At 69.2% G+C, this 13,073-nt stretch carries 12 protein-coding genes; 3 read left to right on the top strand and 9 right to left on the bottom strand.

All coding sequences use genetic code 11. From position 1 onward, the window contains the following. The first annotated feature begins 33 nt into the window (after positions 1–33). Together CSC62_RS02620 and CSC62_RS02615 are read left to right on the top strand one after the other, a co-directional pair. On the top strand, positions 34–498 hold the full coding sequence (locus CSC62_RS02620; protein ID WP_246194143.1) for a DUF4426 domain-containing protein: 465 nt from the start codon (positions 34–36) through the stop codon (positions 496–498). 184 nt (positions 499–682) lie between these two features. After that, on the top strand, positions 683–1,105 hold the full coding sequence (locus CSC62_RS02615) for a hypothetical protein (RefSeq protein ID WP_162404624.1): 423 nt from the start codon (positions 683–685) through the stop codon (positions 1,103–1,105). A gap of 13 nt (positions 1,106–1,118) precedes the next feature. Here CSC62_RS02615 and CSC62_RS02610 read toward each other — a convergent pair whose 3' ends face one another. The 9 genes from CSC62_RS02610 to CSC62_RS02570 form a co-directional block, all read right to left on the bottom strand. Continuing rightward, positions 1,119–1,982: a pirin family protein gene (locus tag CSC62_RS02610; protein WP_162404623.1), complete on the bottom strand. Its 864-nt coding sequence runs from the start codon at positions 1,980–1,982 to the stop codon at positions 1,119–1,121. A 350-nt stretch (positions 1,983–2,332) separates the two neighbouring features. Then, positions 2,333–3,178 carry an ABC transporter permease subunit gene (locus CSC62_RS02605; RefSeq protein ID WP_162404622.1) on the bottom strand — a complete coding sequence of 282 codons (846 nt, stop codon included), beginning with the start codon at positions 3,176–3,178 and terminating at the stop codon, positions 2,333–2,335. Then, on the bottom strand, positions 3,175–4,086 hold the full coding sequence (locus CSC62_RS02600; RefSeq protein WP_162404621.1) for an ABC transporter permease subunit: 912 nt from the start codon (positions 4,084–4,086) through the stop codon (positions 3,175–3,177). Before CSC62_RS02600 ends, CSC62_RS02605 begins: the two co-directional genes overlap by 4 nt. Then, the gene (locus CSC62_RS02595) at positions 4,083–5,231 is read right to left on the bottom strand and encodes an ABC transporter ATP-binding protein (RefSeq protein ID WP_162404620.1); all 1,149 of its coding nucleotides are present in this window, start codon (positions 5,229–5,231) and stop codon (positions 4,083–4,085) included. The genes CSC62_RS02600 and CSC62_RS02595 overlap by 4 nt, the downstream gene beginning before the upstream one ends. Before the next feature lie 71 nt (positions 5,232–5,302). Beyond that, positions 5,303–6,442 (bottom strand): polyamine ABC transporter substrate-binding protein, encoded by a 1,140-nt coding sequence (locus tag CSC62_RS02590; protein ID WP_162404619.1) that lies wholly within the window; start codon positions 6,440–6,442, stop codon positions 5,303–5,305. Positions 6,443–6,636: 194 nt separating this feature from the next. Further along, complete coding sequence (locus tag CSC62_RS02585; protein WP_425501984.1) at positions 6,637–7,752, bottom strand: polyamine ABC transporter substrate-binding protein; 1,116 nt, start codon at positions 7,750–7,752, stop codon at positions 6,637–6,639. A 127-nt stretch (positions 7,753–7,879) separates the two neighbouring features. After that, a complete protein-coding gene (locus tag CSC62_RS02580; protein ID WP_162404617.1) occupies positions 7,880–9,241 on the bottom strand; it encodes an aspartate aminotransferase family protein in 1,362 nt (453 codons plus the stop codon). 69 nt (positions 9,242–9,310) lie between these two features. Further along, positions 9,311–10,699: a glutamine synthetase family protein gene (locus tag CSC62_RS02575; protein WP_162404616.1), complete on the bottom strand. Its 1,389-nt coding sequence runs from the start codon at positions 10,697–10,699 to the stop codon at positions 9,311–9,313. A 13-nt stretch (positions 10,700–10,712) separates the two neighbouring features. Further along, positions 10,713–11,492, bottom strand: coding sequence for a gamma-glutamyl-gamma-aminobutyrate hydrolase family protein (locus CSC62_RS02570; RefSeq protein WP_162404615.1), 780 nt, complete (start codon positions 11,490–11,492; stop codon positions 10,713–10,715). Positions 11,493–11,680: 188 nt separating this feature from the next. Between CSC62_RS02570 and CSC62_RS02565 the strand changes: the two genes are divergently transcribed. Then, on the top strand, positions 11,681–13,066 hold the full coding sequence (locus CSC62_RS02565; RefSeq protein WP_162404614.1) for a glutamine synthetase family protein: 1,386 nt from the start codon (positions 11,681–11,683) through the stop codon (positions 13,064–13,066). Positions 13,067–13,073 lie beyond the last annotated feature (7 nt).

Below are 13,073 nucleotides of genomic sequence, written 5' to 3'. Positions count from 1 at the left end.
AGACCGGCCGCACGCACGCGTCTTCTTGGCCACGTGTTTGCCGCCGCGCTGGCTTCGCTGCTCACGGCCGCACTGGCCGGATGCGGCGGCGGCCAGGCGCCGGTGGCGGCGCAGTTCGTGCCGCCGGCGCCGGCGGTGGCCGACCTGCAGGGTCCCCTGCGCGCGCACTACAACCTTTTGCCGACCCTGGCGCTGAGCGAAGCGGTCGCCCGCCAGTACGGGATCGAGCGCTCGGCCGGCCAGGCCTTGCTGGTGGTCGCCCTGCGCCGGCCGGGTGAAACGCCCGGGGATGAAATCGTCGCCGAAGGCCAGGTCCATGCCCGGGCCCGCAACCTGGCCGGCCAGCAGCAGGAGATCGCCATGCGTGCGGTCGGCACCGGCGATTACATCGACCACATCGGCATGGTGGCGATCGGCACCCGCGACGTGGTCCGGATCGAGGTCAGCGTGGACGCCGCCGGCGGCCGCCAGCGGTTCGATTTCCAGCGCAATTTCTGATTGCGCCGCCGGCCGCGCGCGGGCTATGGTCGCCGCGGGAGCATATCCGGCGCCGCCAGGCGCGGGATGAGAGGGGGAAACAGGAGGACGTGCCGGTGCGGCGGATGCCGCGCCCGTGCGGCCGGGCCCGCATGGGTCCCGCGCCGTGGCATGTCCGCAGGTCCGATTCCTTCCGGGTACCCCCATGAATAAGACGATCGCCGTTCTGCTATCCCTGCCGCTCGCATTCCAGGCCGCTTCCGCGTCCGCGCAGCAGGCCTGCCCGGCCATGCCCGACGGCAGCCCTTTGCGCTGGGAACGGCAGGCCGGCGACGGCTTCGACGTATGCCGGGCGATGGATGCCGAGGGCCGCCAGGTCTTCGGGGTGATGCTCACCCGCAAGCCGACCGTGCGCCTGCAGCGCCGCCACCGGGTCGAGGAAGGCATGATCGGCCGCTACGAGATGCACTGGTACCGGCCCGCCATCGCCCAGGACACCGGGCTGGAGAAGCGGATCACCGTGGTCGAACTGGACGACGGCCGTTACGCCCAGTTCTGGGTCGATGCCGAGGACCCGGCGCAGCTGCAAAGCGCGCTGGGCCTGGCCCAGGGCATCGCCCTGAACTGATCGGCGACCCGCCTCAGAACCGGCCTTCCTGGAAGTCGACGAAGGCCTGCATCAGCTCCTGGCGGGTGTTCATCACGAATGGCCCGTGCCGCGCCACCGGCTCGCGCAGGGGCCGGCCGGCGACCAGGATCAGGCGCGCGCCCGCTTCGCCGGCGCGCAAAGCCAGCCGACCGCCGCCGCCGAGCACGCCCATCTCATGGGTCTCCAAGGCCCGCGCATCGTCGCCTTCGCCCACGCCGAGCGCGCCTTCGAACACGTAGGCGAACACGTTGTGGCCTTCGGGCAGTGGGTATTCCCAGGCCTTGCCTGGTTCCAGGGCGATGTCCAGGTACAGCGGATCGGTGGCCGGCTGCACGATCGGGCCGAGGGTGTCGCCGACGCGGCCGGCGATCACCTTCACCTCCACGCCCGGCGCCGGCCGCACGACCGGGATAAGGTCGGGCGCGAACTCCTGGTAGCGCGGATCGGTCATCTTCTCGCGCGCGGGCAGGTTCACCCACAGCTGGAAGCCGCGCATGCGCCCGGATTCCTGCTCGGGCATCTCCGAGTGGACCAGGCCGCGGCCGGCGGTCATCCACTGCACGCTGCCCGGGGTCAGCAGGCCTTCGTTGCCGTGGTTGTCCTTGTGCCGCATGCGCCCGTCGAGCATGTAGGTGACGGTCTCGAAACCGCGGTGCGGGTGGCTGGGGAAACCGGCGAGGTAGTCCTCGGCCCGGTCGGTGCCGAACTCGTCCAGCAGCAGGAACGGGTCGAGTTCCGGCAGTTCCGGGCCGCCGATGACGCGGGTCAGCTTGACCCCGGCGCCATCGGAGGCGGCGCGGCCGTGCACCTTGCGGATAAGGCGGGCGGGCTCGCCGCGCGGGTCGATGGTGTTCATGGCTTTCCCTCCTCGATGGCCAGGCGCAAGGATGGGGGCAGTGGCCCGCAGGATAACCCTGCGGGTTTCACCGGACTGTTGCGGTGGCGGAACGGTGGTGGTGGTTAAAAGCGCTGACTCCGGACGGGTCCGCCGTGCCCTGGGTCTGCGGTGCACCGCTCGGGCGGGCGTCCTGCCCGCAACTCGCGGCCGTGGCACGTCCATGTGCCACTTGCACCGCAGACCCAGGGCACGGAGTGCGCACACGGAGGCGCGCCCGAGCGGCCACGACACGGCCGGTTCGCCGCGGCTCAGTCCGAAGTCGGCCAAACCCGATGCCGTCGCTTTTGCCTTCGAAGAGCCGGGAAAACTCAGCCGTTCTCCTGCAAAGCCAGCTGCATGTCGCGCTGGCGGCGCTTGTCCTCGCGGTACATCAGCCACCAGCCGATCACCGCCGCCAGCGAGACCGCCATGATCAGCAGGGTGGCCAGCGCGTTGATCTTCGGGCTCACGCCCAGGCGCACCGACGAGAACACCTTGATCGGCAGCGTGGTCGAATCCGGGCCGGCGACGAAACTGGCGATCACCACATCGTCCAGCGACAGGGTGAACGCCAGCAGCCAGCCGCTCATCAGCGCCGGCGCGATGATCGGCAGGGTGATCAGGAAGAACACCTTGACCCGGTTCGCCCCCAGGTCCATCGCCGCCTCCTCCAGCGACTTGTCCAGCTCCTGCAGGCGCGAGGACACCACCACCGTCACGAACGACACCGTCAGGGTCACGTGCGCGATCCAGATCGCCACCATGCCCTTGGACGGGATCCCCAGGGCCGCGCCCACCGACACCAGCATCAGCAGGATCGACAGGCCGATGATCACCTCCGGCATCACCAGCGGCGCGGTGATCAGCGCCCCGAACACGGTCTTGCCCGGGAAGCGCCGGAACCGGGTCATCACCATCGCCCCGAGGGTGCCGATCACGGTAGCCGCGCTCGCCGTCCAGAACGCGATCCGCAGGCTCACCCAGGCCGCGTCCAGCATCTGCCGGTCGCGCAGCAGCTCGCCGTACCACTTGGTCGAGAAGCCGGCCCATACCGTGGCCAGGCGCGAGGAATTGAACGAGTACACCACCAGCAAAACGATCGGCAGGTACAGGAAGGCGAAGCCGAGCACCAGCACCGCCCAGCGCAGCGCGCGTTGGCCCAGGGTCGGGTTCATGCCAGCCGGCCCTCCAGTTCCTTCTGCTGCTGGCGGTTGAACACCAGGATCGGCACCAGCAGGAGCAGCAGCATCACGATCGCCACCGCCGAGGCCGCCGGCCAGTCGCGGTTGTTGAAGAACTCGCCCCACAGCACCCGGCCGATCATCAGCGTGTCCGGCCCGCCCAGCATCTCCGGGATCACGAACTCGCCCACCGCCGGGATCATCACCAGCATGCAGCCGGCGATGATCCCCGAGCGCGACAGAGGCAGGGTGATGCGGGCGAACGCCTGCCACGGCCGCGCGCCCAGGTCGTAGGCCGCCTCCAGCAGGCGGTTGTCCAGCTTCACCAGGTTGGCGTACAGCGGCAGGATCATGAACGGCAGGTAGCAGTAGACGATGCCGATGTAGGCCGCCAGCGGGGTGTAGAGGATCCGCAGGGGCGCGTCGGTGATCCCCAGCGCCATCAGCGTGCGGTTGAGGATGCCGTTGGCGTCGAGGATGCCGATCCAGGCGTAGACCCGGATCAGGAACGAGGTCCACGACGGCAGCACCACCGCCATCAGCGCGATGTTGCGGGTGGACGGCTTCATCCGCGCGATCGCGTAGGCCATCGGGTAGCCGATCAGCAGGCAGAACAGGGTCGAGACCGCCGCGATCTTGATCGAGCTCAGGTAGGCCAGCACGTACTGCGAGTCACCGAACAGGGCCGCGTAGTTGCCCAGGTTCAGGCGCAGGGTCAGGGCGTTTTCGACGTATTCCAGGATCGGGGTGTACGGCGGCATGGCGATGGCCAGCCGCGAGAAGGAGATCTTCAGCACGATCAGGAACGGGATCGCGAAGAAGAACAGCAGCCACAGGAACGGCACCGCGATCACCGCCCAACGCCCGGACGGCAGCCAGCGCTTGAGGGCCTTGGCGTTCATGAGGTCAGCACCACGCCGTCGTTGTCGTCCCACCACAGCCAGACGTGGTCGCCCCAGGTCAGGCCCTCGCTGGCCCAGCGCTTCTCGTTGGCGAAGTTGGCCATCAGCTTGAACCCGGACGGCAGACGCACGTGGTAGACCGAGTGGCTGCCGAAGTAGGCGATGTCCTCGATCGTGCCGTGGGCCTTGTTGTGCGGCTGGGCCGGCTCGTCCTTGCCGATGCCCAGCTTCTCCGGGCGCAGGGCGAAGGACACCTGCTGGCCCTCGAAGCCGGTGATGCCGTGGCCGATGTAGATCGGCGCCTCGAACGCCGGGGTTTTCAGGGTCACGTAGTCCGGCTCGTCCTCGTCGATGGTCGCGTCGACCAGGTTGACCGAGCCGATGAACTCGGCGGCGAAGCGATTGGCCGGCTGCTCGTAGATTTCGTCCGGGGTGCCGACCTGCTGGATCCAGCCCTGGTCCATCAGGGCGATGCGGGTGGCCATGGTCATCGCCTCCTCCTGGTCGTGGGTGACCATCACGCAGGTCACCCCGGAGGTTTCGATGATGTTGACCAGTTCCAGCTGCATGCGCGAGCGCAGCTTCTTGTCCAGCGCGCCCATCGGCTCGTCCAGCAGCAGCAGCTTGGGCCCCTTGGCCAGGGAACGGGCCAGGGCCACGCGCTGCTGCTGGCCGCCGGAGAGCTGGTGCGGCTTGCGCCTGGCCAGCTTGCCGAGCTGGACCAGCTCGAGCATCTCGGCCACGCGCTTGCGGATCGCATCCTTGGCCAGGCCGTCCTGCTTCAGGCCGAAGGCGATGTTCTGCTCCACGGTCATGTGCGGGAACAGGGCGTAGGACTGGAACATCATGTTGATCGGCCGCTCGTACGGCGGCAGCTCGGTGATGTCGTCGCCGTCGAGCACGATCTTCCCCCGGGTCGGACGCTCGAAGCCCGCCAGGCAGCGCAGCAGGGTCGACTTGCCGCTGCCCGAACCGCCGAGCAGGGCGAAGATCTCGCCCTTGCGGATGTCCAGGTTGACGTCGTCCACGGCGACGAAGCCGTCGAACTCCTTGCGCACGCCCTCGATCCGCAGGTAGCGGGCCGCATCGCCCTCGGCCGAGGTCTGGGCGGGGGGCCCGCCCGCGCGTTCGTTGCTCGCCGCCATGGACACTCCAGGTTGTGGCTGGTGGGGGTGGCGGCCGCCGGGCGGCGGCCGCACCTGGGTTCGACCGCAGCCTAACGGCCGGTCTTCAGTTCGGTCCAGAGCCGGGTGTAGATCCGGTCCACTTCCGGCGGGATGATCGCCAGGGTGAACAGCTTGGCGGCGACCTCCGGCGGCGGGTAGATCGTGGGGTCCTCGCGGATCGCCTGGTCCACCGACGGCAGCGAGGCCGGCACCGGATTGGGATAGCTGACGTAGTTGCTGTTGGCCGCCGCCACCTCCGGACGCAGCAGGTAGTCGATGAAGGCGTAGGCGTTGTCCAGGTTCTTGGCGTCCTTGGGGATGGCCAGCATGTCCACGAACAGCGGCGTGCCCTCCTTCGGGATCGAATAGGCCACCTCGACCCCGTTGCCGGCCTCGGCGGCGCGGTCGCGGGCCTGCAGGATGTCGCCCGACCAGCCCACCACCAGGCAGGCGCTGCCGTTGGCCAGGGCGTCGATGTATTGGCTGGAATGGAAGGTCTGGATGTAGGGGCGGATGGTCTTGAGCAGGTCGGCGCCCTTCTGGATCACCGCCGGGTCGGTGCTGTTGGGATCCTCGCCCAGGTAGTTGAGCGCGATCGGCACCAGCTCGGTCGGGGTGTCGAGCATCATCACCCCGCAGTCCTTGAGCTTGGCGATGTTCTCCGGCTTGAACACCAGGTCCCAGCTGGCGGCGATGTCGGTGCCGCCGAACGCGGCGGTGAGCTTGTCGACGTTGTAGCCGATGCCGGTGGTGCCCCACAGGTAGGGGATGCCGTATTCGTTGCCCGGGTCCTGGACCGCGATCCGCTTCATCAGTTCCGGATCGAGCCCGGCGTAGTTCTTGAGCCTGGCCTTGTCCAGCGGCTGGAACACCCCGGCCTGGATCTGGCGGCCGAGGAACTGCAGCGAGGGCACCACCACGTCGAAGCCGGAGCTGCCGGCCAGCAGCTTGGCCTCCAGCACCTCGTTGCTGTCGAACACGCCGTAGGTGACCTTGACCCCGCTCTCCTTCTCGAAGTTCGGGACGGTGTCCTCGGCGATGTAGTCGGACCAGTTGTAGACGTGCAGCACGCCGGCATCGGCCGGCCCGGCCTGCGCCGCGGCGCCGGCCGCCTCTTCCTTCTTCCCGCACCCGGCCAGCACCGCAAGCGCCAGCGTTCCCAACAGCAACCCCGGTTTCCACGTCTTCATCGTCGCTTCCCCTTCGCCCCGCAGGGCCGTTCGGTTGTGCACGACGCCGCCGTCCGGCAGGCGTCCACGGGTTCCCCTCCCCTCGACCTCCCACCTCTGCCGCTCGATGTTGCGATGCTGCCTGTTGCTGCCCTGTCGCCTTGGAAAGAGGCTTGGCGGTTCCCGGCCGGGCCTGGCCGGGAGCCGTCCCCGGCTCAGCGGCCGGTCTTGATCTCCGTCCACAGCCGGGTGTAGAGCTTGTCGGTCTCCGGCGTGTTGATCGCGTAGGTGAACATCTTCGCCGCCACGTCCTCCGGCGGGTAGATGGTCGGATCGGTGCGGATCTCCTCGTCCACCAGCGCGGTGGCCGCGATCACCGGGTTGGCGTACTGGATGTAGTTGGTGTTGTTGGCCGCCACCTGCGGTTCGAGCAGGTAGTTGATGAAGGCGTAGGCGTTCTGCGGATGCTTGGCGTCGGCCGGGATCGCCAGCATGTCGAACCACTGCGCGGTGCCTTCCTTCGGGATCGAGTAGGCCACGTTGACGCCGTTGCCGGCCTCCTGCGCGCGGTCGCGGGCCTGGATGATGTCGCCCGACCAGCCCACCACCAGGCAGGTGCTGCCGTTGGCCAGCGAGCTGACGTACTGGCTGGAGTGGAAGTTCTGCACGTAGGGGCGGATCGACCTGATCAGGTCGGCGGCCTTCTGGATCGTCGCCGGATCCTCGCTGTGCGGGTCCTGGCCCAGGTAGTGCAGGGCGATCGGGATCATGTCCGACGGGGTGTCGAGCAGGGTCACGCCGCAGTCCTTGAGCTTGGCGATGTTCTCCGGCTTGAACACCAGGTCCCAGCTGTTGGCGATGTCGGCGCTGCCGAAGGCGGCGGTGACCTTGTCGACGTTGTAGCCGATGCCGGTGGTGCCGACCATGTACGGCACGCCGTACTTGTTGCCCGGGTCCTGGGCGGCGATGCGTTCCATCACCTTCGGGTCCAGGTTGGCCAGGTTCGGGATCTTGGACTTGTCCAGTTCCTTGAACACCCCGGCCTGGATCTGGCGGCCGAAGAAGTTCAGGGTCGGGACCACGATGTCGTAGCCGCTGGAACCGGCCAGCAGCTTGGTCTCCACGATCTCGTCGCTGTCGTAGACGTCGTAGGTGACGCGGATGCCGGTCTGCTGCTCGAAGTTGGGGATGGTGTCCTCGGCGATGTAGTCCGAGTAGTTGTAGACGTTGAGCACCTTCTCCTCGGCGCCGGCCTGGCCGTCCGCACCGGTGGGGGCGGCCGGGTCCTTGCCGCCGCAGGCGGCGAGCAGGGCGGCGGCGATGCCCACCATCAGCAGGCGCGGAGTGGGCAGGCGCGGGGTCAGCGGGCGCGGTTTCATCGGGATATCCTCATGGCGGAAAGACCCGCGCAGGTTAGCGCCGCCAGGGGGCGCTTGCCCACCGCGGCGGCGGCGACGCTCACCGGCCCAGCTCCTGCGCGGTCTGGTCCAGCGACTTCCAGGCCTTGTCGAACAGCTCGTCCACCTGCGCGCGGGTGATCACCAGCGGCGGCGACAGCAGCATCGAGTCGTAGGTGGCGCGCAGGATCAGGCCGTTGCGCAGGGCGATGTCGCGGCACAGCGCGCCGACGGTGCCGCGCTCGTCGAAGAACCCGCGCCGGCCCTTGTCCGGGACCAGCTCCAGCGCGCCCATCAGCCCGGTGATCCGGGCCTGGCCGACCAGCCGGTGCTCGCCCAGCTCGGCCCAGCGCTGGGCCAGGTAGGGCGCGATCTGCTCGCGGGCGTGCTCGACGATGTGCTCGTCCTGCATGATCCGCAGGTTCTCCAAAGCCACCGCTGCGCACACCGGGTGGCCGGAATAGGTCGCCCCGTGCGCCAGTTCGCCGCCGCTGTCCTTGAGCACCCCGGCGACGCGGTCGTTGAACATCGCCGCGCCCAGCGGGATGTAGCCGGAGGTGATCCCCTTGGCGAGGGTCATCACGTCCGGCTGGAAGCCGAAGTGCTGCGCGCCGAACCACTGCCCGGTGCGGCCGAAGCCGCAGATCACCTCGTCGGCCACCAGCAAAACGTCGTATTTGCGGCAGATCCGCTCGATCTCCGGCCAGTAGGTCCGCGGCGGGATGTACACCCCGATCGCGCCCATGATCGGCTCGCCGATGAAGGCCGCCACCCGCTCCGGGCCCAGCTCCAGGATCCTGTCCTCCAGCCGGCGCGCGGCGCGCAGGCCGTACTCGTCCTCGTCCAGGTCGCCGCCGTCGGCGAACCAGAACGGCGGCTCGATGTGGGCGATGTCCGGGATCGGCAACCCACCCTGCCCGTGCATCGCCTTCATCCCGCCCAGGCTGGCGCCTGCCACGGTGGTGCCGTGGTAGCCGTTGTGGCGGCCGATGAAGATGTTCTTTTGCGGCTGGTCCTGCACCGCCCAGAAGTGCCGGACCAGGCGCAGGATGGTGTCGTTGGCCTCCGAGCCGGAGTTGACGAAGAAGGCGTGGTTGACGTCGCCCGGGGTCAGTTCGGCCAGTTTGGCCGCCAGGCGGATGGTCGGCTCGGTGGTGCACTGGAAGAAGCTGTTGTAGTACGCCAGCCGGGTCATCTGCCTGGAGGCGGCCTCGCCCAGCTCCGGACGGCCGTAGCCGATGTTCACGCACCACAGCCCGGCGAAGGCGTCCAGCAGCTGGTGGCCCTCGGCGTCCCAGACGTAGCAGCCCTCGCCGCGGACCAGCACCCGGGTGCCCTTCTTCGCCAGCGCGGCGTTGTCGTTGAACGGGTGCAGGTGGTGGGCGGCGTCCAGGCGCTGCAGCTCGCTGATGTCGATCGTCATGGTGGCCGGTTCATGTCCTTCGAAAGCGGGAGTCGCTGGGTTCCGGTGTGTACCGGGACGACGGCGGGTTCAGACGTTCAGCAGCAGGAACTCGCGCTCCCAGGAGCTGATGACGCGGAAGAAGGTCTCGTATTCCTTGCGCTTGACCGAGACGTAGGCGCGCACGAAGCGCGGCCCGAGCATCTCGGCCAGCTCGGCGCAGCCCTCCAGCGCATCCAGGGCCTCGCCCAGCGAGCGCGGCAGGGCGTAGCCCACGTCCTTGGCGCTGGCGGCGGTCGGCGGCGTGGGCTGCAGTTTCTCGCGGATGCCGAGCAGGCCGCAGGCCAGGGTCGCGGCCATCGCCAGGTAGGGGTTGGCGTCGGAGCCGGCGAAGCGGCTCTCCACCCGCTGGTTCTCCGGGGTGTCCATCGGCACCCGCAGGCCGCAGGTGCGGTTGTCGTAGCCCCACAGCACGTTGCTCGGCGAGACCTCGCCGAACATCAGCCGGCGGTAGGAGTTCACGTTGGGGGCGAAGAACGCCATCGCCATCGGCACGTACTTCTGCAGCCCGGCGAGGTAATGGGCGAACACCGGGCTGAACTGCCCCGGCTTCTTCCCGGTGAAGACGTTGCGGCCCTTGGCGTCGACCACGCTCTGGTGGATGTGCATGGCGCTGCCGGGCTCGTTCTCCATCGGCTTGGCCAGGAAGGTGGCGTACACGCCGTGGCGCATCGCCGCCTCGCGCATGGTGCGCTTGAACAGGAACACCTGGTCGGCCAGCGACAGCGCGCCGGCGTGGGTGAAGTTGACCTCCAGCTGGGCGGCGCCGGATTCGTGGATCAGGGTGTCCACGTCCAGCTCCATCGCCTCGCAGTAGTCGTACATCAGGTCCAGGATCGGATCGAACTCGTTGACCGCGTCGATCGAGTACGACTGCCGCGCCGTCTCCGGGCGGCCATTGCGCCCGGCCGGCGGCTGCAAGGGGAAGTCCGGGTCGGTGTTCTTCTGCACCAGGAAGAATTCGAGCTCGGGTGCCACCACCGGCTGCAGCCCTTCCCTGGCGTACTCGGCCAGCACCCGGCGCAGCACGTTGCGCGGGGCCAGCTCGTGCGGCTTGCCGTCCTTGGTGTGGCAGTCGTGGATGATCTGCGCGGTCGGGTCGGTGGCCCAGGGCACCATGCGCACAGTGTCCGGGTCCGGGCGCAGCAGCATGTCCGAGTCCGAGGGCGAGGTCAGCTCGTAGTAGTCGTCCGGATAGTCGCCGGTGACGGTGGTGGCGAAGATGCCCTCGGGCAGGCGGGTGCCGTAGTCGTGGCTGAACTTGTCGGCCGGGATGATCTTGCCGCGGGCATTGCCGGTGATGTCCGGGACCAGGCACTCGACCTCGGTGATCCGGCGCTCCTTGAGCCAGCGCCGCAGGGAGCTTTCCTGCTGGGCGGTGCTGGTGGCCTTGCGCTGGTCGGTCTGGCGGGTGCTCATGGGATGGTCGGGATCAGGCGGCCGTGGCCGGGATCGCCCGCGGCGCGCGCCGGGCCGCGTATTCGCGGCAGGCGCGGCCGAAGGCCTGGAAGATGCCGAGGTAGAACGGGTCGTCGGCGACCTGCCACTCCGGGTGCCACTGCACCCCGAGCAGGAAGCCCTCGCCGGTGCCGCGGAAGGCCTCGACCACCCCGTCCGGCGCGGTCGCCTCGACCGCCAGGCCGCGGCCCAGCCGGGCCAGGCCCTGGCCGTGCAGCGAGTTGACCCGGGCCGCGGTGCCGCCGGCGATCGCGGCCAGCAGGCCGCCCTCGGCCAGGCGCAGGTCCTGCACCGGCGCGTACTGGGTCTCCAGCGGGTCGTCGGGATTCTCGCGGTGGTCGGCCAGGCCGGGCACCTCGTGCAGCTTCTGGTGCAGGCTGCCGCCCAGGGCCACGTTCACTTCCTGGAAGCCGCGGCAGATCGCCAGCACCGGCATCCCCAAGGCCAGCGCCCGCGGGACCAGGCCCAGGGTGGTGGCGTCGCGCGCCGGGTCGTGCAGGTTGCCGTCCCAGCTGGGCTCGTCGGAATAGTGGTGCGGCTCGATGTTGCTGACCGCGCCGGTGAGCAGCAGTCCGTCCAGCCGCGCCAGCCATTCGTCGGGCGCCACCGGCGGCTGTAAAGAGGGCAGCAGCACGGGGGTCGCCTGCGCGCCCACCACCACCGCTCGCACGTACTTCTCGCCCACCGCAAGGAAGGGATGCAGGCCGATCTGTTTGCGGTCCGACGGCAGTCCGACCAGGGGCGGCAGGGCCATGCGCGAAGCGTCCGATGGCGTTCCGGCAACTTACCCCGGCCGTTTTATTTTTACAACACGACGGCGGTGGGAGGGTCGTATTCACGCTAAAGGCACCGTATTGGTGCGCAGAACGCCGCCGCGGCGTTGAGTATTCTTGACGAAGCGCCGGCCTGCTACTCTCGCCCCGCACCCGCCGAGGTCCGCCCATGAACCGCGAAACCGCCCCGTCCGCGCTGCCGCCCGAGGACCTGCAGACCCTGCTCGGCGTGCCCGGCCACGCCGAGGCCCAGGTCGACCTGCTGCTGCCCGACAGCAACGGCGTGCTGCGCGGCAAGCGGGTCGCCGCGCAGAGCCTGGAGAAGGTCTACGCCGGCGGGGTCTGCCTGCCGATGTCGCTGGTGGCCGCCGACATCACCGGCAACACGGTCGAGGAGACCGGGCTGGGCTACGACATCGGCGACGAGGACCGGATCTGCCGGCCGGTGCCGGGCAGCCTGCGCCCGGTGCCATGGTCGCCGCGGCCGGCGTTCCAGCTGCTGCTGCGGATGGAGGACGGCCAGGGCGGCTGGTTCGAGGCCCATCCGCGGCGGGTGCTGGAGCGCGTGCTCGACCGCTACCGCGCGCTGGGCATCGTACCGGTGCTGGCGGTGGAGCTGGAGTTCTACCTGTTCGACCGCCTGGCCGACGCCGACGGCCGTCCGCAGGCCACGATCAACGCCAGCAGCGGCCGCCGCAACGCCAGCACCCAGGTCTATTCGATCGACGACCTGGACGAGAACGCGGCCTTCATCGACGCGGTCGCCCAGGCCTGCCGCGCCCAGCACATTCCCGCCGACACCGCGGTCGCCGAATACGCGCCGGGCCAGTTCGAGATCAACCTCAAGCACCGCGACGACGCCCTGGCCGCCTGCGACGACGCGATCCTGCTCAAGCGCGCGATCAAGGCCATCGCCCAGCAGCAGGGTGCGCTGGCCAGCTTCATGGCCAAGCCGCTGGCCGGCCAGGCCGGCAGCGGCCTGCACCTGCACGTGAGCCTGCTCGACGCGCAGGGACGCAACCTGTTCTCCGGGCACGAGGCCGGCCCGGCCGACGCGCTGCGCCACGCGGTCGGCGGGCTGCAGGCCAGCGCCCGCGACAACCTGCTGCTGTTCGCGCCGCACGCCAACAGTTACCGGCGCTTCGTCGCCAACGCGTTCGTGCCGCTCAATGACAGCTGGGGCTTCAACAACCGCACAGTGGCCATGCGCATCCCGCACAGCGACGCGGCCAACACCCGGATCGAGCACCGCATCGCCGGCGCCGACGCCAATCCCTACCTGGTCGCGGCGGCGGTGCTGGCCGGGATGCTGCACGGGATCGAGCAAAGGCTGGACCCGGGGCCGCCGGTGACGGGCAATGCCTACGAGCAGTTCGAGGTGCGCACGCCGTACTGGCGCGACGCGATCGAGGACTTCCTCGGCAGCAGCTTCGCCGCCGACTGGTACGGGGCGCAGTTCCGGCACATCTACGGGCAGCAGAAGTACAAGGAGATGCGCGACTTCGACGCCCTGGTCACGGATCTGGACTATGCCTGGTACCTGCGCACGGTGTAGGAGCCCG

It is taken from the genome of Pseudoxanthomonas jiangsuensis (genome assembly GCF_010093185.1).
Lineage (GTDB): Bacteria > Pseudomonadota > Gammaproteobacteria > Xanthomonadales > Xanthomonadaceae > Pseudoxanthomonas > Pseudoxanthomonas jiangsuensis.
The sequence above is the reverse complement of the archived record's forward strand: the minus strand, read 5'-3'. Positions and strand labels throughout refer to the sequence as shown.

Excerpts from the sequence above, each read along its gene's own strand:
- CSC62_RS02615 (WP_162404624.1), top strand. The coding sequence starts at position 683 with ATGAATAAGACGATCGCCGTTCTGCTATCCCTGCCGCTCGCATTCCAG.
- CSC62_RS02610 (WP_162404623.1), bottom strand. The coding sequence starts at position 1,982 with ATGAACACCATCGACCCGCGCGGCGAGCCCGCCCGCCTTATCCGCAAG.
- CSC62_RS02605 (WP_162404622.1), bottom strand. The coding sequence starts at position 3,178 with ATGAACCCGACCCTGGGCCAACGCGCGCTGCGCTGGGCGGTGCTGGTG.
- CSC62_RS02600 (WP_162404621.1), bottom strand. The coding sequence starts at position 4,086 with ATGAACGCCAAGGCCCTCAAGCGCTGGCTGCCGTCCGGGCGTTGGGCG.
- CSC62_RS02595 (WP_162404620.1), bottom strand. The coding sequence starts at position 5,231 with ATGGCGGCGAGCAACGAACGCGCGGGCGGGCCCCCCGCCCAGACCTCG.
- CSC62_RS02590 (WP_162404619.1), bottom strand. The coding sequence starts at position 6,442 with ATGAAGACGTGGAAACCGGGGTTGCTGTTGGGAACGCTGGCGCTTGCG.
- CSC62_RS02585 (WP_425501984.1), bottom strand. The coding sequence starts at position 7,752 with ATGGTGGGCATCGCCGCCGCCCTGCTCGCCGCCTGCGGCGGCAAGGAC.
- CSC62_RS02580 (WP_162404617.1), bottom strand. The coding sequence starts at position 9,241 with ATGACGATCGACATCAGCGAGCTGCAGCGCCTGGACGCCGCCCACCAC.
- CSC62_RS02575 (WP_162404616.1), bottom strand. The coding sequence starts at position 10,699 with ATGAGCACCCGCCAGACCGACCAGCGCAAGGCCACCAGCACCGCCCAG.
- CSC62_RS02570 (WP_162404615.1), bottom strand. The coding sequence starts at position 11,492 with ATGGCCCTGCCGCCCCTGGTCGGACTGCCGTCGGACCGCAAACAGATC.
- CSC62_RS02565 (WP_162404614.1), top strand. The coding sequence starts at position 11,681 with ATGAACCGCGAAACCGCCCCGTCCGCGCTGCCGCCCGAGGACCTGCAG.